The organism is Rhodococcus aetherivorans, from assembly GCF_011058165.1.
GTDB classification, from domain to species: domain Bacteria; phylum Actinomycetota; class Actinomycetes; order Mycobacteriales; family Mycobacteriaceae; genus Rhodococcus; species Rhodococcus aetherivorans.
Window position 1 is genome coordinate 1 of the sequence record NZ_JAALEG010000064.1, and the last position, 26,347, is coordinate 26,347.

The 26,347-nt window shown below is 71.5% G+C and carries 23 protein-coding genes and 1 pseudogene; 10 read left to right on the forward strand and 14 right to left on the reverse strand.

Annotated features, from left to right (window positions below; translation table 11 throughout):
* Nucleotides 1-126: 126 nt before the first annotated feature.
* From G6039_RS21525 to G6039_RS30780, 4 genes and pseudogenes are all read left to right on the forward strand, one after another.
* Entirely contained in the window at nucleotides 127-2,379 is a 2,253-nt protein-coding gene (locus tag G6039_RS21525) for an IniB N-terminal domain-containing protein (protein WP_152103886.1), read from the forward strand.
* Between the two features lie 118 nt (nucleotides 2,380-2,497).
* Complete coding sequence (locus G6039_RS21530) at nucleotides 2,498-4,324, forward strand: dynamin family protein (RefSeq protein ID WP_029545575.1); 1,827 nt, start codon at nucleotides 2,498-2,500, stop codon at nucleotides 4,322-4,324.
* Nucleotides 4,321-5,772, forward strand: coding sequence for a dynamin family protein (locus tag G6039_RS21535; protein WP_006945111.1), 1,452 nt, complete (start codon nucleotides 4,321-4,323; stop codon nucleotides 5,770-5,772). The genes G6039_RS21530 and G6039_RS21535 overlap by 4 nt, the downstream gene beginning before the upstream one ends.
* Before the next feature lie 153 nt (nucleotides 5,773-5,925).
* Nucleotides 5,926-6,827, forward strand: a pseudogene (locus G6039_RS30780) (hypothetical protein).
* Between the two features lie 72 nt (nucleotides 6,828-6,899).
* Here G6039_RS30780 and G6039_RS21540 read toward each other — a convergent pair.
* The gene (locus G6039_RS21540) at nucleotides 6,900-7,397 is read right to left on the reverse strand and encodes a hypothetical protein (protein ID WP_029545573.1); all 498 of its coding nucleotides are present in this window, start codon (nucleotides 7,395-7,397) and stop codon (nucleotides 6,900-6,902) included.
* A gap of 241 nt (nucleotides 7,398-7,638) precedes the next feature.
* Here G6039_RS21540 and dnaK point away from each other — a divergent pair, with 241 nt between their 5' ends.
* Genes dnaK through G6039_RS21560 form a run of 4 tightly spaced genes read left to right on the forward strand, consistent with a single transcriptional unit; the run spans nucleotide 7,639 to nucleotide 11,737 of the window.
* Entirely contained in the window at nucleotides 7,639-9,483 is a 1,845-nt protein-coding gene (dnaK, locus tag G6039_RS21545; protein WP_006945114.1) for a molecular chaperone DnaK, read from the forward strand.
* On the forward strand, nucleotides 9,480-10,115 hold the full coding sequence (gene grpE / locus G6039_RS21550; RefSeq protein WP_006945115.1) for a nucleotide exchange factor GrpE: 636 nt from the start codon (nucleotides 9,480-9,482) through the stop codon (nucleotides 10,113-10,115). Before dnaK ends, grpE begins: the two co-directional genes overlap by 4 nt.
* Nucleotides 10,116-10,148: 33 nt before the next feature.
* The gene (gene dnaJ / locus G6039_RS21555) at nucleotides 10,149-11,330 is read left to right on the forward strand and encodes a molecular chaperone DnaJ (protein WP_006945117.1); all 1,182 of its coding nucleotides are present in this window, start codon (nucleotides 10,149-10,151) and stop codon (nucleotides 11,328-11,330) included.
* Entirely contained in the window at nucleotides 11,330-11,737 is a 408-nt protein-coding gene (locus tag G6039_RS21560; RefSeq protein WP_006945118.1) for a heat shock protein transcriptional repressor HspR, read from the forward strand. Before dnaJ ends, G6039_RS21560 begins: the two co-directional genes overlap by 1 nt.
* 133 nt (nucleotides 11,738-11,870) lie before the next feature.
* Here the strand turns inward: G6039_RS21560 and G6039_RS21565 are convergent, their stop codons facing one another.
* From G6039_RS21565 to G6039_RS21575, 3 genes are all read right to left on the reverse strand, one after another.
* Nucleotides 11,871-12,860 carry an LLM class flavin-dependent oxidoreductase gene (locus G6039_RS21565; protein ID WP_043796671.1) on the reverse strand — a complete coding sequence of 330 codons (990 nt, stop codon included), beginning with the start codon at nucleotides 12,858-12,860 and terminating at the stop codon, nucleotides 11,871-11,873.
* A 101-nt stretch (nucleotides 12,861-12,961) separates the two neighbouring features.
* Nucleotides 12,962-13,501 carry a flavin reductase family protein gene (locus G6039_RS21570; protein ID WP_006945120.1) on the reverse strand — a complete coding sequence of 180 codons (540 nt, stop codon included), beginning with the start codon at nucleotides 13,499-13,501 and terminating at the stop codon, nucleotides 12,962-12,964.
* 89 nt (nucleotides 13,502-13,590) lie between these two features.
* Nucleotides 13,591-13,980 (reverse strand): nuclear transport factor 2 family protein, encoded by a 390-nt coding sequence (locus G6039_RS21575; RefSeq protein WP_043796674.1) that lies wholly within the window; start codon nucleotides 13,978-13,980, stop codon nucleotides 13,591-13,593.
* Nucleotides 13,981-14,264: 284 nt separating this feature from the next.
* On the opposite strand from G6039_RS21575, the gene G6039_RS21580 reads away from it, so the two are divergent.
* Nucleotides 14,265-15,980, forward strand: a complete 1,716-nt coding sequence (locus G6039_RS21580; protein WP_043796677.1) for a 3-ketosteroid-delta-1-dehydrogenase — start codon at nucleotides 14,265-14,267, stop codon at nucleotides 15,978-15,980.
* Nucleotides 15,981-15,993: 13 nt separating this feature from the next.
* Here the strand turns inward: G6039_RS21580 and G6039_RS21585 are convergent, their stop codons facing one another.
* The 10 genes from G6039_RS21585 to G6039_RS21630 form a co-directional block, all read right to left on the reverse strand.
* Nucleotides 15,994-16,449: a hydrogenase maturation protease gene (locus G6039_RS21585; protein WP_043796679.1), complete on the reverse strand. Its 456-nt coding sequence runs from the start codon at nucleotides 16,447-16,449 to the stop codon at nucleotides 15,994-15,996.
* On the reverse strand, nucleotides 16,446-17,738 hold the full coding sequence (locus G6039_RS21590) for a Ni/Fe hydrogenase subunit alpha (protein ID WP_043796682.1): 1,293 nt from the start codon (nucleotides 17,736-17,738) through the stop codon (nucleotides 16,446-16,448). Before G6039_RS21590 ends, G6039_RS21585 begins: the two co-directional genes overlap by 4 nt.
* The gene (locus tag G6039_RS21595; protein WP_029545468.1) at nucleotides 17,722-18,495 is read right to left on the reverse strand and encodes an NADH-quinone oxidoreductase subunit B family protein; all 774 of its coding nucleotides are present in this window, start codon (nucleotides 18,493-18,495) and stop codon (nucleotides 17,722-17,724) included. Before G6039_RS21595 ends, G6039_RS21590 begins: the two co-directional genes overlap by 17 nt.
* Nucleotides 18,495-19,355: an FAD/NAD(P)-binding protein gene (locus tag G6039_RS21600; protein WP_029545466.1), complete on the reverse strand. Its 861-nt coding sequence runs from the start codon at nucleotides 19,353-19,355 to the stop codon at nucleotides 18,495-18,497. The genes G6039_RS21595 and G6039_RS21600 overlap by 1 nt, the downstream gene beginning before the upstream one ends.
* Nucleotides 19,345-19,806: a Crp/Fnr family transcriptional regulator gene (locus G6039_RS21605; protein WP_029545463.1), complete on the reverse strand. Its 462-nt coding sequence runs from the start codon at nucleotides 19,804-19,806 to the stop codon at nucleotides 19,345-19,347. Before G6039_RS21605 ends, G6039_RS21600 begins: the two co-directional genes overlap by 11 nt.
* Entirely contained in the window at nucleotides 19,803-20,963 is a 1,161-nt protein-coding gene (locus G6039_RS21610; protein ID WP_006945151.1) for a 4Fe-4S dicluster domain-containing protein, read from the reverse strand. The genes G6039_RS21605 and G6039_RS21610 overlap by 4 nt, the downstream gene beginning before the upstream one ends.
* A gap of 121 nt (nucleotides 20,964-21,084) precedes the next feature.
* A complete protein-coding gene (locus tag G6039_RS21615; protein ID WP_043796686.1) occupies nucleotides 21,085-21,876 on the reverse strand; it encodes an FAD-binding oxidoreductase in 792 nt (263 codons plus the stop codon).
* Nucleotides 21,877-22,095: 219 nt separating this feature from the next.
* Nucleotides 22,096-22,419, reverse strand: a complete 324-nt coding sequence (locus G6039_RS21620) for a YciI family protein (protein ID WP_006945155.1) — start codon at nucleotides 22,417-22,419, stop codon at nucleotides 22,096-22,098.
* Nucleotides 22,420-22,538: 119 nt separating this feature from the next.
* On the reverse strand, nucleotides 22,539-23,714 hold the full coding sequence (locus G6039_RS21625) for an Nramp family divalent metal transporter (protein WP_043796689.1): 1,176 nt from the start codon (nucleotides 23,712-23,714) through the stop codon (nucleotides 22,539-22,541).
* A 383-nt stretch (nucleotides 23,715-24,097) separates the two neighbouring features.
* Entirely contained in the window at nucleotides 24,098-25,036 is a 939-nt protein-coding gene (locus G6039_RS21630; protein ID WP_043796692.1) for a dihydrodipicolinate synthase family protein, read from the reverse strand.
* A 177-nt stretch (nucleotides 25,037-25,213) separates the two neighbouring features.
* Between G6039_RS21630 and G6039_RS21635 the strand changes: the two genes are divergently transcribed.
* Nucleotides 25,214-26,260 (forward strand): LacI family DNA-binding transcriptional regulator, encoded by a 1,047-nt coding sequence (locus G6039_RS21635; RefSeq protein ID WP_043796694.1) that lies wholly within the window; start codon nucleotides 25,214-25,216, stop codon nucleotides 26,258-26,260.
* Nucleotides 26,261-26,347 lie beyond the last annotated feature (87 nt).

A 26,347-nucleotide genomic window follows, 5' to 3' on the forward strand; every position in this document is an offset into this window, starting at 1 on the left:
TATCCGTCCCGATCCCCTAACCCCCGCCCCCGTACGGGCCCCGGACCGATGGGGGACTCCGCCCCCTTGGGCGGGGGACGGGCCGTTCGTAGCGTGAATCGCAGAACACCGACCTCAGGAGATGCGATGTCCACCAACGCTGTGCTCGACTTCATCCTCAGCCTGCTGCGCGACGAAGAGGCCCTCGCCCGCTACTGCACGAACCCCGACGCCGCCCTGGCCCAGGCCGGTCTCGCCGACGTGTGCCACGCCGACATCGTCGCCGTCGCGCCCCTGGTCGCCGACAGCGGACTGTTCGCGGGGACGGCCGCCGAGCTGACCGCGGCGCTCGGTGGGGCGGCGGGTGCGGCCGGCGCGATCGGTGCCGGTGCGGCCGGTGGCCTGGCCGGCGGCGCGGGCCTCGGTCTCGCCGGCGGCGCGGGGCTCGGCCTGGCGGGTGCCGTCGGCGGCGGTCTCGGCGGCGGTCTCGGCCTCGACACCGACTTCGCGGCCGAGCTGGCCGCCGATCTCGCCGGCACGCTGGGCGCGGCCCTGGAACTCGGCGGCGATCTCGGTGCCGCGCTCGGTGCGGCGTTCGGAGCGGCCCTCGGCGCGGGCGGCGCGCTCGGCGGCATCGGTTCCGGCGCGCTCGACCTGGCGGGCGACCTGGACCTGGGCGCGGCGCTCTCCGGCGCCCTCGCCGGCGGCCTCGGGCTAGACGCCGCGACCGGCGTCGTCGCGGACCTCGGTGCAGCGCTCGACGCGGCGCTCGGCGCGACGGCCGGGACCGCCCGGGACCTGTCGGGTGCGCTCGAGGCCGCCTTCGGCGTCGGCGGTGAGCTCGGCGGCCAGCTCGGGGGGGCGCTGGGCGGTCTGCTCGACACCGCGCTCGCCGCGGGCGGCGGCTTCTCCACCGCGGTCGAGGCGGCCCTCGCCGGTGGCGCGGACCTCGCGACGGCCGTCGGCGCGACCCTCGGCGGCACGCTGGGCCTGGGCACCGACCTCGCCGGACAGCTCGGCGGCGCCCTCGAATCCGTCCTCGAGGTCGGTACCGGGCTCGCCGGTGGCCTGGACCTCGGCGGTGGCCTCGACGCCCTCACCGGCGTGACCGCGGGACTCGGAGCCTCCCTGTCCGCGCTGCTCGAGGCGGGCGGCTCCGTCGCCGGTGATCTCGGTGGCACCCTCGGCGCCGTACTCGAGGGCAGTGCCGACGGCGGGCTCGTCGGCGGCATCGACCTCGGCGCCCTCCTCGGCGGCGACGCCTCCGGCGGCGTGGACCTCGGCACCGCGGTCGGCGGCCTCCTCGGCGGCGCGCTCGGCCTCGAGAACTCCGCGACCCTGGAGCTCGGCAACGCCCTCAACGTCGCGCTCGACCTGTCGACGACCGTCGAATCGAGCGCCGACGGCACCCTCTCCGCGGTGCTCGGCTCCGCGTTCTCCGTCGGCGGGGAAGCCGGTGCGAACCTCGGTTCCGCGCTGGGTGGGGTGTTCGAGGCCGGCCTCGGGGAAACGCTCGACTCCACCGTGGCCCTGAGCTCCCAGCTGGCCACCACCCTCGGCGGCGGTCTCGGCGCCGACGCGGACCTGACCGGCCAGCTCGGCTACGCCCTCGACGGCGCGCTCGACCTCGGCGGGCAGCTCGCCGGCGGCGGCGAGGCGGTCGGCGGCCTCGCCGGCGGCGTGTCCGGGGGACTGGATACCGTCGCTGACCTCGGCGCCGGACTCGGCAGCGGCCTGAGCGGTGGGTTGACGGGCGGGCTCGACGGGGCAGCGGACCTGGGCGGGGACCTAGCCGGTGGATTGACCGGCGGGCTCGACGGGGCAGCGGACCTGGGCGGCGGGCTGGCCGGTGGACTGTCGGGCGGGCTCGACGGGGCAGCGGACCTGGGCGGGGACCTAGCCGGTGGATTGACCGGCGGGCTCGGGAGCGCCGCGGATCTCGGGGCGGGGCTCGGCGGCGGCCTGACCGGTGGCCTGGAGGGTGCCGCGGACCTCGGCGGCGAGCTGACCGGTGGCCTGGCGGGCGGCCTGGGCAGCGCGACCGACCTGGGCGGCAGCCTGAGCGGCGGCCTCGACGGCGCCGCGGGCGGCGCGTCGCAGGTCGGCGGCGCCGTCACGGGCGGGCTCGAGGGAGCCACGGACGCCGGCGGTGCGCTCGGTGCGGGCCTCGGCGGCGCGGCCGAGGGCACCTCGCAGCTCGGTGGCCAGCTCTCGGGAGCCGTCGACGGCACGACGGATGCGTGGTCGTCCATCGACGCCGGCGACGTCTTCGGCAGCGCGGGCGGCACCGGTGGCCTGTTCGGTTCCGCCGACACCGGTGCCGACGCCGATCTGCACGGCGGGATCGACGCCGGCGCCGGTGTCGGCACCGATTCCGACTTCGACACCTTCCTCGGCTGACCCACCGCACGGACCCGGCGCCGGCCCCGCGTGCACCACGCGGGGCCGGCGTTCGTCGCGGAGGACATAATCTCGGTGCAGCCCGCACTCCGACAGAAGGCGAGTCGAAGCGATCACCATGCACACGTCGTCCGCAGATGCCGCCGCTCGCCGCGCGGCCCTCGTCGAACTGATCGACGCGGCCGCCGAACACATCCGCGCCGCCGAGCGCGGTGACCTCGCCGCCAGGCTCGAGGCGGCGCGCACTCGCGTCGTCGACCCCCGACTGCGGGTCGTCGTCGTCGGCCAGCTCAAACAGGGCAAGAGCCAGTTCGTGAACTCGCTCCTCAACCTCGAGGTGTGCTCGGTCGGCGACGACGAGACCACCGCGGTGCCCACCGTCGTGCAGAACGCCGACCGCACCTTCGCCGAACTCGTGCTCGCCGAGCCCGGCCGCGATCCCGTCCGGGTGGACCTGCCCATCGACGAGTTGCAGCACGTCACGCCCGGCACGCCGCGCGCGGGCGGCCGGGAAGTGCTGCGGCTCGAGGTGAACGTGCCGAGCCCGCTGCTCGCCGACGGTCTCGTCCTCGTCGACACCCCCGGTGTCGGCGGGCACGGAAACCCGCACGCCGCAGCAACATTGGGTCTGCTTCCGGCGGCCGACGCGGTGTTCGTCGTCTCCGACGCCAGCCAGGAGTTCACCGAGCCGGAGCTGAGCTTCCTGCGGCAGGTGCTGCAGCTGTGCCCGGCCGCAGCGGTGCTGATCACCAAGACGGACCTGTACCCGCACTGGCGCGAGATCGTCGCCGCCGACCGCGGGCACCTGCAGCGCGCCGGCCTCGACGTGCCCCTGCTGCCCGTCTCGTCGCTGCTGCGCAGTCACGCCCTGCGCCTCGACGACGCGTCGCTGCACGAGGAGTCGGGCTTCGAATCGGTGTACGGGTTCCTCCGTGAGCGGGTCGTCGCGCGCGGCGCCGACGCCGCCCGGCGGTCCGTCGCGCTGGACGTGAAGTCGGTCGTCGAACACGTCGCGCTCGGCCTGGGCAGCGAGCTCGCGGCGCTGCGCGACCCCGAGACCGGTGCGGCGGCCGTCGCGGAACTGCAGCGCGCCAAGACCGCCGCGGAGGCGCTGCGCACCCGGGCCGCCCAGTGGCAGCAGACCCTGGCCGACGGCATCGCCGACCTCGCCGCCGACATCGACCACGACCTGCGGGACCGGCTGCGCCGGGTCACCCGCGAGGCGGAGGCCACCGTCGACGAATGCGACCCCGGTGAGGAATGGCCGCGGATCGGGGAATGGCTGGGCGAGCAGGTCGCCGAATCCGTGGGCGACAACTTCGTGTGGGCCCACGAACGTTCGGTGTGGCTCGCGGAGGTCGTCGCCCGGCACTTCGCCGACAGCGGTGCGGTGGACCTGCCGGATCTGCGCCTCGGCGACCTCGAGGGGCTGCTCGAGCCCGTCTCCCGGCTCTCGGACCTCGAGTCGGGCCGCATCGGCGTCGGCCAGAAGATGCTCGTGGGAATGAAGGGCTCCTACGGCGGCGTGCTCATGTTCGGGCTCATCACCACGCTCATGGGCATGGCGCTGGTCAACCCGATCTCCGTCGGGGCGGGAGTTGTGCTCGGCACCAAGGCCTATCGCGACGACAAGCAGGCGCGCATCGCCAAGCGCCGCGCCGACGCCAAGGTCGCCGTCCGCAAGTTCACCGACGACGTCGGCTTCCAGGTGGGCAAGGAGTCGAAGGACCGGCTCCGGCTGATCCAGCGCCAGCTGCGCGACCACTTCACCGAGCTGGCCGAGCAGACGCTGCGGTCGCTGTCCGAGTCGCTGCGCGCCGCGCAGGAGGCCGCGACGGTCGAGGAGGCGCAGCGGCAGCGCCGCATCGCCGAACTCGAGACGCACGTGCGTGCGCTGACGACCCTCCGCGAGCGGGCCGCGCAGCTGGCCGGGGCCGGCGCGTGAGCGTCGAGCAGGCCCGCGAGCTCGTCGCCCACGCGCGTGCCCGGTACGGCGGCGACCCGCGCGCCGCCGAGCAGCTCGCGCTGTGTGCGGCGCGGCTCGAGCAGCCGCTGCGCGTCGCGCTCGCCGGCTCTCTCAAGGCCGGCAAGTCGACGCTGCTCAACGCCCTGGTCGGGCAGGACATCGCCCCCACCGACGCCACCGAGTGCACGCGCGTCGTCACGTGGTACCGCAGCGGCTCGACCCCCTCGGTCACCGCCCGCTACGACGGCGACCGGATCCTCCCGGTGCCGGTGCAGCGCCGCGACGGCCGGCTCACCTTCGACCTCGGCGAGCTGACCGCGGACCGGGTGGACCGCATCGACGTCGAGTGGCCCGCCAGTGCGCTCGCCCAGACCACGATCATCGACACTCCGGGCACGTCGTCGCTGTCACAGGACGTCTCGGCCCGGACGTTCGAGCTGCTGACCCCCGACGACGAAGCGTCCGGCGCCGACGCCGTCGTCTACCTGATGCGCACCCTCGGTGCCGCCGACGTGCAGTTCCTCGGCCGGATCGGCCAGCACGTGGGCGGCGAGTCCGGTCCGCTCGGCGTGATCGGCGTGGTCTCCCGCGCCGACGAGGTCGGCGCCGGCCGCATGGACGCGATGATGTCCGCCAAGGAGGTCGCGGCCCGGTTCGCGGGCGAGCTCGAGCGCACCGGACTGTGCCAGGCCGTCGTGCCGGTCGCGGGGCTGCTCGCGCTGGGCGCGCGGACGTTGCGGCAGAGCGAGTTCGCCGCGTTCGAGGCGCTCGCGCAGGTGCCGTCGCAGGATCTTCAGGTGGCGATGCTGTCGGCGGATCGGTTCGCGCGCCCCGACATCGCGCTGCCTGTCGATCCGGGGACGCGGGCGCACCTGGTCGACCGGTTCGGCCTGTTCGGGATCCGCATGGCCGTCACGCTGATCCATCTCGGGGTACGGGACTCGCCGACGCTGGCCGCGGAACTGGTGGCGCGCAGCGGGCTCGACGAACTGCGTCAGGTGATCGACGTGCAGTTCGGCCAGCGCGCCGATCAGCTCAAGGCGCATTCGGCGCTGATGTCGCTCGAACGGGTCCTGCGCGCCCACCGCGACGGCCCGCTGCTCGCCTCGGTGCAGCGGCTGCTCGCCGACGTCCACGGCTTCACCGAGCTGCGCCTGCTCGGCCGCCTGCGCTCGACCCGGGTCGCGCTGAGCGAGAACGACCTGCTCGAACTGCAGCGGCTGATCGGCGGTTTCGGTATCGGCCCTGCCCAGCGGCTGGGCCTCGGGCCGGACGCGACCGCCGCGGAGATCCACGCCGCCGGCGTCGCCGCCGTCCGCACCTGGCGTGCCCGCGCCGAGCATCCCCTGCTCGACCGGTTCACCGCGAACGCGTGCAGCGTGGCGGCGCGCAGCGGGGAAGGCATCCTCGCCGACGTCGCAGGCTGACAGGTCTCGGACTTCGACAACGGTCGCGACGGTTGTCGAAGTCCGAGACGCATGTGGACACATTTGTCCACAGTCGGAGCGCTCATCCACAGATTCGCGGTTGCGGGTTCCGTGTCGCCTCGACCGGGCCGGATCGATCTCAGACTCGACGCCATGGTCGATCCGATCCTCCGCTCCGCCGCCCTCGCCTCCGGGACCACGGAGGCAGAACTTCGCCAGGCGCTGCGCACGGGCGAACTCCAGCGCATCGCTCCCGGTGCCTACCCTTCCCGCACCGTCCTTGAAACGCTCGACGCGACCGAGCTGCACCGTGCCCGGATTCGCGCCGTCCGGTGTGCGCTCGGATCGAGAGCCGCGATCAGCCATGTTTCGGCGGTGATCGTCCACGGGTTCGACGTCTGGGACGCCGACCTTTCCCGGGTCCACCTCACGCACAACCGTCCCACGGGTGCGCGTCGCACCACGCATCTGCACTCGCACGCGGCACCGTTGGCCGTCGATGACGTCGAGATCGTCGACGGTGTGCCCGTCACCTCCGCAGCCCGGACCGTCGTCGACCTCGCACGTACCCTGCCGCCCGAGCAGGCGGTGGTGATCGGGGATTCGGCGATGCGTATGCACCCGGCACTCGACCTCCGGGCCGCGCTCGACGCGGCCGGGAGCAGGGCGGGAATCGCCGCGGCGCGCCGGATCGCCGGTCTGCTCGACGGGCGTAGCGAGAGCCCTGGCGAGTCGCTCAGCCGCCTGCGGATGCGTGAGGCAGGTACCCGCCCGCCGGAACTGCAGCACGAGCTGCGCACGCCCGCGGGCCTTTTCGTCGCCCGGGTCGACTTCTTCTGGGAGGACCCCGGCATCGTCGGCGAGTTCGACGGCATGGGCAAGTACGGAAGCGGGGCGCCGGGTGTGGCCGCCGACGTAGTACGGCGGGAGAAGCTGCGGGAGGATGCGATCCGGAGCTGGGTCTCGAAGTGGTGCGCTGGACGTGGGCCGAACTGTTCCGGTTCGACGTCGTGCTGGAGCGGCTGGCTCGGGCTGCCGAACGTGCCCGACGGTAGACACAACTCCCGGACATCGACAGCGGTTGCGACGGTTGTCGATGTCCGACAGCTGTGTGGCTGGCTCCGGCGTCAGCGACGCCGGGCCGCGACGGCGCCGACGACGGTGAGCCCGGCCCAGAGCAGGGGAGCCCACAGCAGGACGCCGGCGGTGGCGTCGCCGGCGTCGGCGAGGACGCTGCGGGCGGCGACGGCCGTGACGACGGTGGCGGCGGAGACGACGGCGAGCGCGAGGGGTGCCCGGGGGTGGCCGCGGCGCAGGAGTTCGAGGAAGACGACGGCGAGCAGGACGAGGAGCAGGCCGGCGGCGGCGAAACCGGCGAGGGTGAGGGCGACGGTGTCGGCGATGCTCTCGGCGGTGGTGCCGGGGTTGGCGCTGCGCAGCGAGTGCTCGAGGGCGTCCCGGACGGGTTCGCGGTCGAGGAGGACGGCGCCGAGCAGTCCGGCGAAGACGACGAACGACAGGACCCAGGCCGAGACCGCGGCGCCGACGCGCGGTGCGGGGGAGGCGGTGGGGTGCAGCGGGGTGACGGAGAACTCCGGGCGGGGCGGCTGCGGGCGCGTGCTCACCCCGGGATCGTAGCCTCCCGCAATTCTTGTGATCCGAGTCACAAAGGGAACATCACGGGGCGGTCTGCCGTTGGAGGAAGCAGACAACTTGAGCGTCACAGGCTCAACTTTGACTTGACTCGGGATTCCGGGCGGGTGCAAGCTTGAGTCGACTGCGCTCAGCTGAGCCGATCCGGCTCAGGTTGTGCAAGGACACCTATGCGGCACACCGGTGTGCCGCAGCGAAGAATGGAGAAACACTATGGCTCGTGCGGTCGGTATCGACCTCGGAACCACCAACTCCGTCGTTTCCGTTCTGGAGGGCGGCGAGCCCGTAGTGGTCGCCAACTCCGAGGGATCGCGCACCACCCCGTCGGTCGTCGCCTTCGCCAAGAACGGCGAGGTGCTGGTCGGCCAGCCCGCCAAGAACCAGGCGGTCACCAACGTCGACCGCACCATCCGCTCGGTCAAGCGTCACATCGGCACCGACTGGACCGTGGAGATCGACGGCAAGAAGTACACCTCGCAGGAGATCAGCGCGCGCACGCTCATGAAGCTGAAGCGGGACGCGGAGGCCTACCTCGGTGAGGAGATCACCGACGCCGTCATCACCGTCCCCGCCTACTTCGAGGACGCACAGCGGCAGGCCACCAAGGAGGCCGGGCAGATCGCCGGCCTGAACGTGCTGCGCATCGTCAACGAGCCGACTGCCGCGGCGCTGGCCTACGGCCTGGACAAGGGCGAGAAGGAACAGACCATCCTGGTCTTCGACCTCGGTGGCGGCACCTTCGACGTGTCCCTGCTCGAGATCGGCGACGGCGTCGTCGAGGTCCGCGCGACCTCCGGCGACAACCACCTCGGTGGCGACGACTGGGATCAGCGCGTCGTCGACTGGCTGGTCGAGAAGTTCAAGGCACAGCACGGCGTCGACCTGACCAAGGACAAGATGGCCCTGCAGCGTCTGCGCGAGGCCGCGGAGAAGGCGAAGATCGAGCTGTCGAGCTCGCAGTCGACGTCCATCAACCTGCCGTACATCACTGTCGACGCGGACAAGAACCCGCTGTTCCTCGACGAGCAGCTCTCGCGCAGCGAGTTCCAGAAGATCACCTCGGATCTGCTCGACCGCACCCGCGCGCCGTTCCAGCAGGTCATCAAGGACGCCGGCATCTCCGTCAAGGACATCGACCACGTCGTCCTGGTCGGCGGCTCGACCCGCATGCCCGCCGTGACCGACCTGGTGCGCGAGCTGACCGGTGGCCGTGAGCCCAACAAGGGCGTGAACCCGGACGAGGTCGTCGCCGTCGGCGCCGCCCTGCAGGCCGGCGTCCTCAAGGGCGAGGTCAAGGACGTGCTGCTGCTCGACGTCACCCCGCTGTCCCTCGGCATCGAGACCAAGGGTGGCGTGATGACCAAGCTCATCGAGCGCAACACCACCATCCCGACGAAGCGCTCCGAGACCTTCACCACGGCCGACGACAACCAGCCGTCGGTGCAGATCCAGGTCTTCCAGGGTGAGCGTGAGATCGCGGCGCACAACAAGCTGCTCGGCTCGTTCGAGCTCGGCGGCATCGCCCCGGCTCCGCGCGGCGTCCCGCAGATCGAGGTGACCTTCGACATCGACGCCAACGGCATCGTGCACGTCACCGCGAAGGACAAGGGCACCGGCAAGGAGAACACGATCAAGATCCAGGAGGGCTCCGGCCTCTCCAAGGAGGAGATCGACCGGATGATCAAGGACGCCGAGGCGCACGCCGAGGAGGACCGCAAGCGTCGTGAGGAGGCCGAGGTCCGCAACCAGGCCGAGTCGCTCGTGCACCAGACCGAGAAGTTCCTCCAGGAGAACGGGGACAAGGTCGCCGCCGACGCCAAGAGCAAGGTCGAGGCCGCGATCAAGGAGACCAAGGACGCCCTCGCCGGCACGGACATCGCCGCGGTGAAGACCGCCGTCGAGAAGCTCGCGACGGAGTCGCAGGCCCTCGGCCAGTCCCTGTACGAGTCGCAGGCCGCCGACGCGGGTGCTGCCGCCGGTGACGGCGCGGCTGCCGGCTCGGACAACGTCGTCGACGCCGAGGTCGTCGACGAGCCGACCGACTCGGAGAAGAAGTGACGGCGGAGAAGCCCGAGCAGGAGCCGGTGACCGTCACCGACAAGCGTCGGATCGACCCCGACACCTTCGAGGTTCGCGACCCGGAGACCGGGTCGCAGCCCGTCGGCGGTGCGGACACCGAGGCTCCGGCTGCGGGAGAACACGAGGAGGCCGCACTCGCGGCCGAACCGTCGCCCGAGTCGGCTCAGCTGGCCGAGCGCACGGCGGACCTGCAGCGCCTCACCGCGGAGTACGCCAACTACCGGCGTCGCGTGGAGCGCGAGCGGGTGGTCACGACCGAGGCGGCCAAGGCCTCGGTGGTCACCCAGCTGCTCGACGTCGTGGACGACCTCGACCGGGCCCGCGCCCACGGCGACCTCGAGCAGGGGCCGCTGAAGTCGGTGGCGGACAAGCTGAACGGCGTCCTGTCGGGCCTGGGGCTCCAGCCCTTCGGCGACGAGGGCGACGCCTTCGACCCGGAGATCCACGAGGCCGTGCACATGGAGGGCGACGGCGCGAACCCGGTGCTCGACACGGTGCTGCGCAAGGGATACCGGCTCGGTGAGCGGATCCTGCGGCACGCGATGGTGACCGTGACGGACGCGGGCGACGCACCGGCGGAAAAGCCGGCGTCCGGTGCGGACAACGAGTAAGTACAGGGAAACAGCGAGAGGAGGAGACACCCGGTGAGCCAGAGGGAGTGGATCGAGAAGGACTTCTACAAGGAGCTGGGTGTCTCCTCCGACGCGTCGGCCGACGACATCAAGAAGGCCTACCGCAAGCTGGCGCGGGATCTGCATCCCGACGCCAACCCCGGCGACACCCGGACGGAGGAGCGCTTCAAGGCGGTCAGCGAGGCGTACGCCGTGCTGTCCGATCCGGCCAGGCGCAAGGAGTACGACGAGACCCGGCAGATGTTCGCCTCCGGCGGCTTCGGCGGCGGGTTCCGTCCCGGCGCCGGCAGCGGCGGGTTCTCCGGCGGCACCACCACCTTCGATCTCGGTGACCTGTTCGGTGGCGGCGGCGGTGGGGCCGGTGACGCCGGTCTCGGCGACCTGTTCGGCGGCCTGTTCAACCGGACCGGCGGCGGTGGCGCGCGCACCACGTCGCGGCCCCGGCGCGGGTCCGACGTGGACGCCGAGACCACGCTCGACTTCCGCGACGCGGCCCTCGGCGTCACCGTCCCTCTGCGGCTGACCAGCCCTGCGCCGTGCACCACCTGCCACGGCAGTGGCGCCCGACCCGGCACCAGCCCGCGGGTGTGCCCGCGCTGCAACGGAAGTGGCATCGTCTCGCGCAACCAGGGTGCGTTCGGGTTCTCCGAGCCGTGCGACGACTGCCGGGGCACCGGGTCGATCATCGACGAGCCCTGCACGGACTGTCGCGGCAGTGGCATCCAGAACCGCACCCGCACCATCACGGTGCGGATCCCACCCGGGGTCCGGGACGGCCAGCGCATCCGGCTGGCCGGTCAGGGCGAGGCGGGACTGCGCGGCGCCCCGCCCGGCGACCTGTTCGTCACCGTGCACGTGCGCGCCGACAGGGTGTTCGGCCGCGACGGCGACGACCTGACGCTGGTGCTGCCGGTCAGCTACGGCGAGCTGGTGCTCGGCACCACCGTCTCGGTCCCCACCCTGGAGGGCCGGGTCGGGTTGAAGATCCCGGCCGGGACGGCCGACGGGCGCGTGCTGCGGGTACGCGGGCGCGGCGTCCCCAAGCGCGGGGGCGGCGCCGGCGACCTGCTGGTGACCGTCAAGGTGGCCGTGCCCCAGAACCTCGACGACCAGGCGATCGACGCACTGCGGATCTACATGCACGCGGAGCAGGCGAGCGGCTTCGATCCGCGGGCGGGCTGGGCAGGTGCATGATGAGCGAGAACCGCAACCGGCACGATTCGCCGATGGACCCGGACGCCCGGGTCTATGTGATCTCGGTGGCGGCGGAACTGGCCGGCATGCACGCGCAGACGCTGCGCAACTACGACCGGCTCGGCCTCGTCACCCCGCACCGCACGCGGGGCGGCGGGCGCCGCTACTCCCCGCGCGACGTCGCGCTGCTGCGTGAGGTGCAGCGCCTGTCGCAGGACGAGGGCGTGAACCTCGCGGGCATCAAGCGGATCATCGAGCTGACCAATCAGGTCGAGGCCCTGCAGCAGCGGCTGTCCGAGATGGCAGCCGAGATCGCGCAACTGCACGCGTCGCGCCGCGCGCTGGTGCCGGTGCCGCGCAGCAACGCGCTGGTGGTCTGGAAGCCGAAGCACCAGCGCGACAGGTAGGTGCTCGGCCCCTCCGGCCTCGGTCACCCAATACCGTTGTGGCCGAATGTCACATCGCGTCGATCAGATCGACACGATGTGACATTCGGCCGTTCAGGGCGGTCACGGGCGGTCACGGGCGGTCACGGGCCGTTCAGGCCGGGACGAGCCCGCTGACGTCGGCGAGCAGTTCGAGCGAACGCAGCCACGCCTTGCGCCCGGGTGCCGACGACACCACGATCAGCTCGTCGGCCTGCGCGCGCTCGGTGAAGCGGTCGAGGTAGGCACGCGCCTCGGCCGGGGTACCGACGGCGGTGTACCGCAGCATCTGCAGCACCTGCTGCCCGGCGGGGGCGTCGAGCAGCATCTCGACCTCGTCGTCGGTGAAGGTGCGGCCGCGGCCGAGCATCTGCCGGATGCGCTGTCGCTTGGTGGCCTCGAACAGTGCATTCGCCTCGTCGGTGGTGTCCGCGGCGATCACGCCGACGCCCGCGATGACGTACGGCTCGGCGAGCTGCTCGGACGGCTGGAACTCGCGCCGGTACAGCGCGACGGCGTCCTCGAGCGCCTGCGGCGCGAAGTGCGACGCGAACGCGTACGGAAGGCCGAGCAGCGCGGCGAGTTTCGCCCCGAACAGCGACGAGCCGAGGATGTACAGCGGCACGTCGGTGCCCTTGCCGGGGACGGCGTCGACGCCCGGAATGCGCGACGTGCCGCGCAGGTAGCCCTGCAGCTCGAGCACGTCCTGCGGGAAGCTGTCGGCCGACGACGGGTCGCGGCGCAGCGCCCGCAGGGTGTTCTGGTCGCTGCCGGGGGCGCGGCCGAGACCGAGGTCGATGCGGCCGGGATGCAGCGTCTCGAGGGTGCCGAACTGCTCGGCGATGGTCAGCGGCGAGTGGTTGGGCAGCATGATGCCCCCGGCGCCGAGCCGGATCGTGGACGTGTGGGCGGCGACGTGCGCGATCAGCACGCTGGTGGCCGACGAGGCGATGGTCGGCATGTTGTGGTGTTCGGCGTACCAGATGCGGCGGTAGCCCCACCGCTCGGCGCGCTGCGCCATGTCCACGCTCGCGGCGAAGCTGTCGCGCGCGGTTTCGCCGCGGCCGATGTGAGCCAGGTCGAGAATCGATAGTGGTGTGGTCACCTGGATCCTTCGCGTGTCCGGGGCCCGGGTTCGGGATCCGGGCACACGATCGGTCCAACCACACCGGCCGGTCCACTATTCCGTGACGTGCGCCTCGCCGCTCACCGCACCGGGTTCACGTCGGTGGCGGTGCGGGGATCGAGGAGCGTCTCGCCCGCATACCTGCCGAAGCCGCCGCGGTAGAACAACAGCGGTCCGTCGTCGTGCAGCGCGGTCAGCCCCGTCACACGCGCGACGACGATGGTGTGGTCGCCGGCGTCGTGCTCGGCCTCGACGGTGGCCTCGATGCGGGCCAGCGCGCCCGCTATGGCGGGCGCGCCGTTGTCGCCGCGCGTCCAGTCCACGCCGGTGAACTTGTCGCCGCCGCTGACGGCGAACGCCATGCACGTGTCGCGCTGGTGGTGGGCCAGGACGTTGATCGCGAGGGTGCCGATCTCACGGATCTTCGGCCAGGTCCGCGACGTGCGGGCGGGGCAGAACGACACGAGCGGCGGATCCAGGGACACCGACGCGAACGACTGGCACGCGAAACCCAGCGGTTCGCGGCCGTCGTGGCCGGTCACGACGGTGACGCCGGTGCAGAAGTTGCCCAGCACGTCGCGCATCGTCCGGGGATCGAGCACCGTGTGTTCCGCGCTCATAAGGTTCCTCTCGCCGTTCGGTATCTCTCCAGTGTCCGTCATTCCGGCGGCGGGTTGCGACCGGCGTCCGGCGGACCGTGCCGGGGCTTTCAGCGCTGCCGCATGTCCGACGGCGCCCAGTAGGCGCGCATGCTCGTGATCCGGGCCTGGTCGTCGAAGGTCATCACGTCGATCGGCTCGACCTCGTGCACCCGGCCCCCGGTCTCGGTGACGACCCGGAAGTGGAACGCCGCGCACGACCCGGTCACCCGCAGCGCCAGCAGTTCGGTCGCGCGCCGGGAGCCCTCGAGTGCGCGGTAGAACTCGGCGATCGCCGCCCGTCCGGTCCTCGGCGCGGAGCCGACCGGGTCCTCGAGGGTGGCGTCCTCCGCATACAGCGCAGCGATGTCGGCGCCGCTGCCGTCGGCGACGGCCGCCAGATACTCGACGACGGTGGCGCGGATGCGTTCGGCGTGCGTGACGGTGCCGGACGTGGTCATGGCTGCTCCTGTGGGATCGACGGTTCGTCGCGAGACGAGTCGACGCTAGCGGCACCGTGGACCCGGCCGGGGTCGTCGTCCCACGCATCGGGAGGTTGCGGGATCGCGTTTGCGCGCGCTGCGGTGAGCCGGTGGCGACCGCGCCCACGGACGTCCCGGTGGCCGGGAACCCGCCCGCCGGCGTGGTGGAACTGTCCTAGCGTCGTCGGGCATGCGTGCAGTGGGTCGCCTCGGGTCCGAGGCGCGACCCGACCAGGCAGCGACGATGTGAAGGAGAATTCGAAATGGCGACGAGTCCCGTACCGGCCGTGACCCCCGCCCACGACACCACCGTGGATCTGCTGGTGATCGGGTCCGGCACCGGTATGGCCGCCGCGCTCACCGCGCGCGAGCTCGGCCTGTCGGCGCTGATCGTGGAAAAGACCCGGTACGTGGGTGGCTCCACGGCCCGCTCGGGAGGCGCGTTCTGGGTGCCCGCCAACCCGGTGCTGCGCGAGGCCGGTTCGGGCGACACCCCCGAGCGGGGTCACACCTACGTGCGGTCGGTGGTCGACGGCTCGGCGCCGGCCGAGCGCGGCGAGGCGTTCGTCGATCACGGCGCCGCGACCGTCGAGATGCTCCGGCGCACCACGCCGATGAAGTTCTTCTGGGCCAAGGGTTACGCCGACTACCACCCGGAGCAGCCGGGCGGCGCCGCCGTCGGACGTACCTGTGAGTGCCGGCCGTTCGACACGTCGGTGCTCGGCGACGAGCGCGGCCGGTTGCGCCCCGGTCTGATGGAGGCGGGGCTGCCGATGCCCACCACCGGTGCCGACTACAAGTGGCTGAACCTCATGATGCGGGTCCCCCTCAAGGGATTCCCGCGCATCTTCCGGCGGCTGGCGCAGGGTGTGGGCGGCCTCGCGCTCGGCCGGCAGTACGTCGCCGGCGGGCAGGCGATCGCCGCGGGCCTGTTCGCGGGGGTGCTGCGGGCCGGGATCCCCGTCTGGACCGAGACGTCGCTGGTGCGGCTGGTCACCGAGGGCGAGCGGGTGACCGGTGCCGTCCTCGAACAGAACGGCCGTGAGGTGACCGTGACCGCCCGTCGCGGTGTGGTCCTCGCGGCCGGCGGGTTCGACCACGACATGGCCATGCGACGGAAGTTCCAGTCCGACAGGCTCGCCGACAACGAAAGTCTCGGCGCCGAAGGCAACACCGGCGACGCGATCAAGGTCGCCCAGGAGGTGGGCGCCGGCCTCGACCTGATGGACCAGGCATGGTGGTTCCCCGCCGTCGCGCCGACGGCCCCGGGCAAGCCGCCGCTGGTGATGCTGGCGGAACGGTCCCTGCCGGGGTCGTTCATCGTGGACCACACGGGCCGCCGGTTCACCAACGAGTCCTCGGACTACATGTCGTTCGGTCAGGTCGTCCTCGAGCGCGAGCGGGCCGGCGACCCGGTCGAATCGATGTGGATCGTCTTCGACCAGAAGTACCGCAACAGTTACCTGTTCGCGGCGGGGCTGTTCCCGCGCCAGCCCATCCCGGGCTCCTGGTACAAGGCAGGCATCGCGCACCGGGCCACGGATCCGGTCGAGCTGGCGCGCTCGATGGGGATACCCGAGGACGCGTTCGCCGAGACCTTCCGCCGGTTCAACGACGACGCCGCGTCGGGAACGGACTCCGAATTCGGTCGTGGGGGAAGCGCATACGACCGCTACTACGGCGATCCGACGGTCGAGCCGAACCCGAACCTGCGGCCGCTGACCGAAGGGCCGCTCTACGCGGTGAAGATGACGCTGAGCGACCTCGGCACGTGCGGTGGCGTGAAGGCCGACGAGCGGGCGCGGGTGCTGCGCGAGGACGGCAGTGTGATCGACGGTCTCTATGCGATCGGCAACACCGCCGCGAACGCGTTCGGCAACACGTACCCGGGTGCGGGGGCGACGATCGGTCAGGGCCTGGTGTTCGGGTACATCGCCGCGCAGGACGCCGCGAAGGCAGCCGTTCCCGCGAACGGATGACTCGGCAACGGCCTTACCGCTCGCATTCGTCGATCACTGCCCGCACCACGGCGGGCAGTGCCGCGGCGGTGGCGGGCGTCAGGCCGACGCCGTAACCGACCTCCGTCACCTCGAGGGTGTAGACCACGACCCGACCCGGGTCGACGCCCAGGATCCGGCTCAGCGCCCACGCCTCGGCGGGGCCGAGGCTGTGCGAGCCGGCGTGTCGCGAGCGGCGGGCGAGACTCGCCTCCCCGATCTCGTGACGCCGGATCGCGCCGGGCGGACCGGTGCCGACGGTGGCGTCCACGACGACCGCCAACCGCGTCCCGGCCCACGCGTCCAGCATTGCCGTCGGCTCGCCGTCGGAGATCAGGACCCGCCATCCGGGCCGGGACCGGCCTACCTCCCGGGCCGCCGCGGGCCCGACGCCGTCGTCGCGGCGGTACTCGTTGCCGACGCCGATCACCACGAAGTTCGTCGCGATCACCCGCGGTCGATCGTGAGGTCGAGGAAGTGCGTGGCACACGAGATGCACGGGTCGTAGTTGCGGATCACCCGTTCGCACAGCGACGTCAGATCAGCATCGGACAGCTCCAGGTGGCCGGCGATCAGCGTGCGCAGATCGTGTTCGACGGCAGCCTGGTTCTGGGAGGTCGGGGGGACGATCACGGCCGAGCGGATCAGTCCGTCGTCGCCGAGCTCGTAACGGTGGTACAGCAGTCCCCGCGGTGCCTCGCTGACACCGTGCCCGGTCGCGGCGCGGGCGGCGACCTCGGTGCCGGGCCGGCCCGGACGCTCGTACCCGGCGATCAGGCGGAGCGCCTCTTCCACCGCATAGACGGTTTCGACGGCGCGAACAACGATGCTGCGAAACGGGTTACGGCACTGCGTCCCCAGTCCCGCCGCGTGTGCCGACTGTCGTGCGGTGTCCGACAGCTGCGCGGAGTTCAGGGTGTATCGGGCCAGGGGTCCGGTCAGGTACCGGCGCCCGTCGAGCCGCGCGTACAGGGCCGTCGAGTGCGGGACCTGGTGTTCGACCACATGGTCCGGGAACTGTGCTGCGGCGAAGGAGGATCCGGTCGACGACCGGATCTGCCCGTCCTCGATGGCGTAGCGGTCCGGCCGGTGCAGGGCGAGCAGGTCGTGATCGAGATCGACCTCGGGAAAGTCGAACCCGGCCACCCAGCGGACCGTGTCGAGCGCGTCGTCGAGGGCGCGGCGCAGCCGCTCGGCGAGCGGGGCGAGTTCCGTTCGGCTCGGTGCGCGATAGAAGCCGCCGATCCGCACGTTGACCGGGTGGATGGGCCGTCCGCCGACCTGCTCGAGGATCGCGTTGCCGGCCTTCTTCAGGGCCAGCCCGCGTTCGAGCGCGCTCCGATGACGCTCGGCGAGGGCGATCGCGTCGGGAAGGCCGAGGAAGTCGGGGGCGTGCAGGAAGTAGATGTGCAGCACGTGGCTGGCGATCCACTCGCCGCAGTAGAGCAGGCGGCGCAGGTTCAGCACCGGCTCGTCGAGCTCGACCCCGCAGGCCTGCTCCAGCGCATTGCAGGCGCTGACCTGGTAGGCGACGGGGCAGATCCCGCAGATCCGGGAGGTGATGTCCGGAGGCTCGCGGAAATCCCTTCCCCGCAGGAACGACTCGAAGAACCGGGGCGGCTCGTAGATGTTCAGCTCCGCGCGCTGCACCCGCCCGTCGCGCACCGACACGTTCAGTCTGCCCTCGCCCTCGACGCGGGCGAGAGCACGGACCGTCAGCTCTCTACGGCTCCCGCTCACGGCGGTGCCTCTCGGCGAGCACGGGGGCGCCGACGTTGAACGTCGCGAAGGCGCGGTCGATGTCGTCGTCGCTCATGCCGCACGTGCGCAGCCACCCGGCCAGCGACGCGATGTTGGGGTCGGTCGTCGGCCCGAAACAGCCGTAGCAGCCGCGCGACTGCGCCGGGCACAGGGCGCCGCAGCCGGAGTGGGTCACCGGGCCGAGGCAGGGCGTGCCGTCGGCGACCATCACGCAGGTCAATCCCCGGCGCTTGCACTCGGTGCACACACTGGTGTTCGGGATGTTCGGCCGGCGGCCGGCCAGGAACGCGGTGATCACCTCGAGCAACTGGCGCCGGTCGATCGGGCAACCGCGCAACTCGAAGTCGACCGGCACGTGCGCCGCGATCGCCGTCGACGTCGCCAGGGTCTCGATGTACTCCGGGTGGGCGTAGACCATCGAGGTGAACTCGGCGACGTCGGCGAAGTTGCGCAACGCCTGGATGCCGCCGGCGGTTGCGCACGCGCCGATCGTGACGAGGGTCCGGGACCGCTCCCGGACCCGGTGGATGCGCGCGACGTCCGCGGCGGTGGTGATCGAGCCCTCGACCAGCGACAGGTCGTACGGACCGTCGTCGACGGCGCTCGACAGTTCGAGGAAATGGGCGATCTGCACCGCCCCCGACAGCGCGAGCAGTTCGTCCTCGCAGTCCAGCACGGACAGCTGACATCCGTCGCACGACGCGAACTTCCACACCGCGAGCTTCGGCCTGTCCATCACAGCTCCCGTACGTGCAGCAGCGGTCCGGCCACCGCGTAATCCAGCACCGGGCCGTCCCGGCAGAGCAGGATCTCGCCGAGCTGGCAGTGCCCGCACAGCCCGATCCCGCACTGCATGTTCCGTTCGAGCGAGACCCGGATATCCGGGGGCCGAATCCCTTTGCCCAGCAGCACCCGGGCCGAGAACCGCATCATCGCCTCCGGCCCGCACAGCAGGGCCGTCGTCCGCGCGGGATCGAGGTCGAGCCGGCTCAGCGGCGCGGTGACGAATCCGACGGACCCGGACCAGCCCTGGACCGGCTGGTCGATCGTCAGCCGGATCTCCACGCCGCCGTCGGCCCAGTCCTGTAGCTCGCGCCGATACAGGATCTCGGCCGGCCGGCGCGCTCCCACCACGAGCACGACGCGCCGGAAGTCGCCGCGCGCGGCCACCGCGCCGAGAACGGCGGCCCGCACCGCGGCCAACCCCACCCCGCCGGCGACGATCACCAGGTCCCGGCCGGTGCACGACTCGAGGTCCCAGCCCACCCCGAACGGGCCGCGCACGCCGACGATCGCGCCGGGCTCGGCGTCGTGCAGGGCCCGGCTCACCGCACCCACCTTCCGCACGGTGTGGACCAGCTCCCCGGTCGTGTCGGTGGGATCCCCGCTGACCGAGAGCGCGATCTCGCCGACCCCGGGGGCGTAGAGCATCATGAACTGCCCGGGCCGGAACCGCGGTCGCGGCGCCCCCAGCGGGGCCAGCGACAGCGTCACCGCATCGGCGGTCTCGACGGTCCGCGAGCGAACCCGGTGGGCGCTGGGCAGCATCGGCGCGCCCGGCGCCGCTGCGGTGTCGTGCGCGAGGTCACCGAACATCGGGACCCGCATACAGGTCCAGCAGTCGCGCCCGGGTGGCCTGCAACCGCTCCAGGAGGGCCCCGAACAGGGCCCGCATCACCGTGTATCCGAACTCGGCGTCGGCCTCGCTCAGCGCCTGCAGCGCCGCGGCGTCCACCTCCAGAGCCGAGGTCGCAGCGGCCGCGACGGCCCCGTAATGCCAGCGGTAGGGCGGCGTCAGCCACGACCATCCCAGGACGTCACCGTCGACAAACGTGTCGAGGGTGACCGGGCCGCGGCCGGGCACCACCGTGTACAGATCCACCCGGCCGTCCTGGAGCAGCCAGCAACTGCGCGCCTCCCCGCCCTCGTGGAAGACGTGCTCCCCGGCGGCGAAGCGGACCGGGTGGGCGAGCGCGGCGATCCGATCCCGCGCCTCCGGGCCCAGCCCCGCCAGAGCCCGGATGCCGTCGAGCGGTGGGGTCGTCATCGGTGCCCGTCCGGTTCGTCGTCGTGGGTGGCGAGCGCGCCGGTGAGGCGGGCCGCCTCCGCGGTGATGTCGATGCCGACGGGGCACCAGTCGATGCAGCGGCCGCAGCCGACACATCCCGAGCTGCCGAACTGGTCGTGCCAGGTGCCGAGCTTGTGCGAGATCCACTGCCGGTACCGGCTCCGGCCGGACGCCCGGACGTCACCGCCGTGGATGTAGGAGAAGTCCGGTTCGAAACAGGACGCCCAGTGCTGCCACCTTCCGGCGTGCCCGTCGGCGAGGTCGGTGACGTCCTCCGTCGACGTACAGAAGCAGGTGGGGCACACCATCGTGCAGTTTCCGCAGGTCAGGCAGCGATCGGCGACATCCTCCCAGACGTCCGCCTCGCGGGCGTCGCGGAGCATCGCCCGCAGGTCGACCTCGGGCATGCTCCGTCCCATCCGGTCGCCGGCCGCCGCCACCGCGTTGCGGGCCCCGGTGGTCTCGTCCGCGGTGGCGTCGCGGTGGGGGAGCAGGTCCAGGATTCGGGCGCCCTCGTCGGTCCCGACGTCCACGAGAAAACGGTGTCCCTGCTCGTCGACGCGTTCGGTCAGGCCCAGGTCGTACCCCGGGCCCGCGGCGGGACCGGTGGCCATCGAGGCGCAGAAGCAGACCTCGCCCGGTTCGGTGCAGTTGACCGCGACGACGAACAGCCCGCGGAACCGTCGCGCGGTGGCCCCGTCGGGATGGGCGCCGCGGGTCAGCACCGTGCCCAGGATGCCGATCGCGGCCAGGTCGCAGCCGCGGACGCCGAGGAACGCGTACCGGGTCTCGTCCGCGGGTGGGGGCCGGTAACTGCCGTCCGGCGCGGTCGACCACAGTTGCTGTCGTGCGGGGTGCAGGAACTGCTTCCACGACTGCGGACCCGCGGAATGGCCGAACACGGCGGTGTCGTCGCGCCGCCGGAGCCGATACCGCCCGGGTGCGGTCGACACGCCCCACCCGTCGGGCAGCTCTCGTCCCGACCCGAGCTCGTCGAGCACGATGGCGTCGTCGCGGACGGTGGGGCCGACGACGCGATATCCCTCGGCCTGCAGCACCTCGATCAGCCGGTCGAGGTGGGCGCGGGACAGGATTGCCGGCGTCGGGGGGTCGGCGTGCGAATCCGCAATACCCATGGCAGCTCCCGTGATTCGAACGGTCACGACCCGGCGCAGCCCTCACTCGTCGCGCTGGTGGCCCCCTCGAGTATCGTCGCGGGTGCACCGCCCGGTCAACCGGCCGGCCGTCGCGGCCCGGTCAGTACGGGTCGAACCGGACGTTCTCGGCGGGGGTCCCGGTCTCGACGAGCGTGTGCAGGGTCGCGCGGACCATCGCCGCGGACCCGCACACGAGCACCTGGTGGTCGCCGAACGCCCCGTAGGAGGTGACCACCTCGTCGAGGCTGCCCTCGAGCAGCTCGTCGGGGTGGAACCCGGGATCGCCGACGTGGGCGACGATGCGGTCGTACCACTCGTCGGGGATCCCGGGGTCGTCGACCGACTCGACCACCGGCACCACGGTCAGCCACGGCAGCGTCTCGGCGAGCAGGATCAGCATGTCGGCGGCGTACAGGTCGCGGGGCGTGCGGCCGCCGACGAACAGGAAGGTCTGGGGCGGGTCCGGCCGGCGCGCGACGTCGAGGATCAGCGCCCTCAGCGGGGCCAGGCCGGTGCCGCCGGCCACCATGATCACGATGCGGCCGGAGTCGTCGACGTGCAGGTTGCCGCCCTGCGGCGCGCCGATCGTCCACACGTCGCCGGGCCGGGTGGCGGTGACGATGCTGCCGCTGACCCAGCCGCCGGGGACGGTACGGACGTGGAACTCGAGCTTGCCGTCGAGCGACGGGGGCAGTGCGGGGGAGAGGCGGCGCGGCAGCCGGGGATGCTGCGGCACGGTGACGTCGACGTACTGCCCGGGCGCGAACGGCACCATCGCGTCGTCGCATTCGAGGCGTACCACCGCGACGTCGTGGCGGAGCCGGTGGTGCTCGACGACGGTCGCCGACCACACCGTGTCGGGGGTGTGCAGGGTCTGTCCGGCCGGCTGCATGGTGTGACTCCCGGTGCTCGAGCGTGAAGGTGGCCCCACTCTAGGGACCGCTCCAACGCGGCTTGCACGCGCCCACCGCGACCTCGCCACAGACGATCAGCGACTCGTGCGTCCAGCGCGAGCAGCTGCTGCGCCAACTGCTGGGGATCGAGTGTTTCGGTCACGATCGTGAGTTCTCGCGAAACAAGCTCGGCGCGTCGGCCGAAGCCGGATCGGCCGTTATCCCGGGAGTCCCTGACGTGCTGGAGGACGCGCGTCGAATGCGGGAAGGCGGCCGAGGACGGGAGTCCATTCGTCGATTCGGTAGTGGGGAACGAGGCCGTGGACGACAAAGGGATCGTGGGTCAAGAGGGAGTCGACGGTGTCGACGGTGTCCGACTCGAGGAGGATGAGGGCGCCGGAGTCGTCGGCGTAGGGGCCGCAGGCAATGACGGTGCCGCGGTCGACCAAGGCGGCGAGCCATGTTCGGTGTGCGGCTCGATAGGTGTCCCGGCCGGTGGCGGTCTCGGCGGTGTAGGTGTAGTCGACGACGAAGAGCGGCATGTTCTCGGGTTCCTTGTCGGGCCGGAGGTGGTGGCGAGTGGTTTTCGTGTGGCAAGCAGTGGGGCGGACACCGAGTCCCGGTGTCCGCCACACTGCCTGCCATGTGTGCGTGAAGTGCTTCAGCTGAGCAGTTCGTAGAGCAGCAGCGCGGAGAGCGACAGGATGGCGACGAGGCCGGCCGCGGCGATGGCGTTCTTCCACCAGGTGTTGCGCAGGGTGCCCATCAGATCGCGGTTGTTGCTCATCACCAGCAGCAGAACGCCCAGGAGAGGCGCAATGAGAACTGTCAGGGCTTGGGCAACGATGATGAGTTGGACCGGGGACTTGGTGAACAGCAGCGTGATGGCCAGGCCGAAGGTGAGGATTGCCGCACTGGTGAGTTTTGCTGTCGGGGTGCTGGGCGAGGGGCCCTTGTCCAGGGCGTCGGAGAGCATAGTGCCGCCGGCGGTGGCGTTGGCGACCATCGAGGAGAACGCGGCGCCGGACAGGCCGAGGGCGAAGATGGTGGATCCGACGGGGCCGGCGATGGGTTCGAAGACTTTGGCCAGGCCGGTGAGGGTGGTGGCTTCGGTGCCGGTACGGCCGAGGACTGCGGCGGCGACGATGATGACGAGGCAGGTCATGATGCCAGGTGCCACGATGCCGGGGATGGTGTCGGCGATGGTGGTCCGCCGGTAGTCGGCGGCGGAGCGCTCGCGTTCGTGGGTGCCGTAGGCGGTGAAGAAGGCAGCGTTGAGGGAAAAGTTGGTGCCGACGAGGGCGACGATGAGTAGTTGTCCGCCGGCAGGGATGGTGGGGACGGCGCCGCTGAGGGCCTGATACCAGTCCGGCTCGGCGATGACGGCGCTGAGGACGAACGTCGCCGCCATCAGGGCGACGATCACCAGCAGCACCCGTTCGACGGTGCGATAGACGTTGCGGAACAGCAGGATCAGCCCGACGAAGGCTGTGCAGATCGCCGACCACAGCAGTGGGGAGCCCCCGAAGACCATGGACAGCCCGAGGCCGGACCCGACGGCATTGCCGACGGAGAAACACAAGGTAATGAGGAAGACGCCCGCACCGGCCGCCACGCCGACGCGACGGCCGAGGACGTCCTTGACCGAGCTGATCATCGATACCGGGGTGCGGATACCGAGGCGCACGCTCATGTCGGCATAGACGAGCATGAAGGTCGTCGACAGTGCGATGACCCAGATCAGGGAGTAGCTGTATGCGCTGCCGGCCTGTACGGCGCTGGCGAGGTTGCCGGGGCCGAACTGCCATGCTCCCGCGATGAATGCCGGTCCGGCCATTGCCAGGGTGCGAACCCAGCTCCGTCGGGGTCGGGGCCGGCTCTGTTGCGGTGAGGGGCTGCCCGCGACCACTGGTTCGCCTCCGGGGGCCTCGGTGGAGAGAGAAGTGTGCTGACTCATCGACGAGCCTACTTTCTGGTGCTCGAACCGCGGGCGGACGGCTGCGTGGACGACGAGGAGGTCGTGCGGGCGCTGACGGTTCGACGGGAAGGTGACCACGGATGCACGAGTGTGGTGCCGGTGGCATGTGGTGGAGGTCGGCCGGCCCGCCGGGCCATGTGAGCGGCGGGCCGGCCGAACCTGTGCGTCACGCACAAGCGGTGACGGCCGGGAACGCGGAATGCGGATGGTCCGTCGGATGCTGACGGGAGCAGCGATGAGGGTCAGGCGAAGGCGGCGACCGACCCGAGGCCGGCCGACTGCAGCGCGGCCGCGATCTCGGCGCCGGCGCCGGCGGCCAGCGGCAGCAGCGGAGAGCGGACGGTGGCGTGCTCGAGGATGCCGCGGGCGACGAGGCCTTCCTTCAGGGCGACGGTGCCTTCCATGTGGGAGCCGCGGTGGTAGACGTTGGCGGTCACCGGCAGCAGGCGGTCGTGGAGGGCGCGGGCGGCGGGGTAGTCCTTGGCCTTGCCGGCGGCGATGAGCTCGACCAGCGGCTCGGGAGCAAGTCCGCCGTAGCCGACGAGCAGGCCGTCGACGTCGAACGCGGTGTGCAGCAGGTACTCGTCGTGGCAGCTGAGGATCTGCAGGTCCGGGTTCTCCTTGCGCAGCACCGGGATCTCGCGGTCCCAGCGGCGCATGTTGCGCACGCCGTTCTTGGTGGCGAACACTCCTGCTTGGGCGGCGATCTCGAGCTGGGTGTCCAGGTTGTACGTGGCCTTGGTGGCATCCGGGTACTGGAACAGGATCAGCGGAAGCCCCGATCCTTCGTAGATGGCCTTGTAGCGGTCCTGCGGAGCGCCGTCCTGGTAACCGAAGCGCAGCCACCCGTGAGAGGGATAGACCAGTCCGGCCGAGGCGCCGGCATCGACGGCACGCTTGGCCTCCTCCACCGAGACTGCGGTGCCCTCGCCCGTGATGCCGGCGATGATGGGCAGACGGCCGTCGACGGAGTCTTTGAACGCGGCGATGACGCGCACCTGCTCGTCCTGGGTGAGGAACGTGCCCTCGCCGGCGTGGCCCAGGACCACCAGGCCCTTGACACCGTCGACGCTGCCGAGCCACGAGCCGAGGCGCTGGATGGCGGCGTAGTCGACGTCGCCGTCACGGGTGAACGGGGTGACCGGTGCAGGGGTGAGGCCGCGGAGGTCGAGTGTGCTCATGATCGCTCTTTCCTGGAAGTATGACGCTTCTTTGCAAACGTTCCCGGGAACGTTCCCGTGAACGATTTCATCGTGCGGTACGATCGGTCTCTGTGTCAAGGGTCACTCTCGACTCGGGAGGTGATCAGCCGGCCTTGCCCGGGCAGACGAGGGCCAACGCGGTAGACAGGGACGATCATGAAGACGAACGGGAACGCGGCAGAGAGCAGGCACAAGGTCGTCACGCTGCGCGAGGTGGCCGAGGCTGCCGGCGTGAGCACCTCGACGGTGAGCCGGGTGCTCGACGATCGGATTCCCCCTTCGCACTCACCGACGGCCCAACGCGTCCGCGAGGTCGCAGCCGCCCTCGGCTACCGGCGCAACACCTTCGCCTCCAGCCTGCGCCGTGGCCAGACCGCCACGATCGGTGTGCTCGTCCCCCGGCTCAGCGATACCGTTATGGCCCTGATGTACGAGGCGGTCGGGCGGGCCGCGAAGCGACTCGGCTACTTCACCATGGTTGCCACCACCGGCGACGACCCCGCCGACGAGCAGGACGCGGCGCATTCCCTCCTCGGCCGCAACGTCGACGGGCTGATCATCGCCTCGAGCCGCCGCGACGATCCGTTACCCCGCCAGCTTCGCGAGCAGAACGTGCCCCATGCCCTCGTGTTGCGCACCGACGGCATCAGCCCGTCCTCGATCGGCGACGACGAAGCCGGCGGATACCTCGCCACCCGGCACTTGATCGACCTCGGGCACAACGACATTGCCGTGCTGTCGGGACCGTTGTTCACCTCCACCGCCGCCGGCCGCCTTGCCGGTGCACAGAAGGCTCTGCGGGAAGCCGGGATCGAGGTCGATCCGGGCTGGATCGTCGAAACGGGATTCGGCATCGAAAGTGGAGAGGAAGCCGGGCGGCGGCTCTTCGCTTCCTCCGTGCGTCCAACGGCCGTCTTCGCCGCCAACGACAACCTTGCCCTGGGGGTCATGGCGGCGGCCCACCAGAGGTCGCTGGCTATAGGCGACGACGTGGCCCTGGTGGGCTACAACGACATCCCGTTGTCGCAGCGCCTCCCGGTTCCGCTGACATCGGTACGGACGCCGTTCGATCAGATCGCGGCTACCGCACTGGATTTGATGCTCGCCGCCGGTCCTGTCGGCACTCCGATCCGCCGAGCCCTGCCCACGCTGATTCCGAGACAGTCGTCCGGCCCCCACAGAAGCGCCGCATCCGCGCTCTGATCCGGACACCTGCGGCACCCGACCGCATCGTGCGACAGAGCCGCCAGGGGGCGAGGCAACGGCAAGGCGCAGCCGCGGCGATCGGCG

Coding starts and splice junctions, on each gene's coding strand:
- G6039_RS21625 (WP_043796689.1), bottom strand. CDS start 23,714: ATGGCCGGACCGGCATTCATCGCGGGAGCATGGCAGTTCGGCCCCGGC.
- G6039_RS21610 (WP_006945151.1), bottom strand. CDS start 20,963: ATGGGTATTGCGGATTCGCACGCCGACCCCCCGACGCCGGCAATCCTG.
- G6039_RS21595 (WP_029545468.1), bottom strand. CDS start 18,495: ATGGACAGGCCGAAGCTCGCGGTGTGGAAGTTCGCGTCGTGCGACGGA.
- G6039_RS21615 (WP_043796686.1), bottom strand. CDS start 21,876: ATGCAGCCGGCCGGACAGACCCTGCACACCCCCGACACGGTGTGGTCG.
- G6039_RS21525 (WP_152103886.1), top strand. CDS start 127: ATGTCCACCAACGCTGTGCTCGACTTCATCCTCAGCCTGCTGCGCGAC.
- G6039_RS21620 (WP_006945155.1), bottom strand. CDS start 22,419: ATGCCGCTCTTCGTCGTCGACTACACCTACACCGCCGAGACCGCCACC.
- G6039_RS21635 (WP_043796694.1), top strand. CDS start 25,214: ATGAAGACGAACGGGAACGCGGCAGAGAGCAGGCACAAGGTCGTCACG.
- G6039_RS21570 (WP_006945120.1), bottom strand. CDS start 13,501: ATGAGCGCGGAACACACGGTGCTCGATCCCCGGACGATGCGCGACGTG.
- G6039_RS21575 (WP_043796674.1), bottom strand. CDS start 13,980: ATGACCACGTCCGGCACCGTCACGCACGCCGAACGCATCCGCGCCACC.
- G6039_RS21630 (WP_043796692.1), bottom strand. CDS start 25,036: ATGAGCACACTCGACCTCCGCGGCCTCACCCCTGCACCGGTCACCCCG.
- G6039_RS21600 (WP_029545466.1), bottom strand. CDS start 19,355: ATGTTCGGTGACCTCGCGCACGACACCGCAGCGGCGCCGGGCGCGCCG.
- G6039_RS21530 (WP_029545575.1), top strand. CDS start 2,498: ATGCACACGTCGTCCGCAGATGCCGCCGCTCGCCGCGCGGCCCTCGTC.
- dnaK (WP_006945114.1), top strand. CDS start 7,639: ATGGCTCGTGCGGTCGGTATCGACCTCGGAACCACCAACTCCGTCGTT.
- G6039_RS21605 (WP_029545463.1), bottom strand. CDS start 19,806: ATGACGACCCCACCGCTCGACGGCATCCGGGCTCTGGCGGGGCTGGGC.
- G6039_RS21580 (WP_043796677.1), top strand. CDS start 14,265: ATGGCGACGAGTCCCGTACCGGCCGTGACCCCCGCCCACGACACCACC.
- G6039_RS21560 (WP_006945118.1), top strand. CDS start 11,330: ATGAGCGAGAACCGCAACCGGCACGATTCGCCGATGGACCCGGACGCC.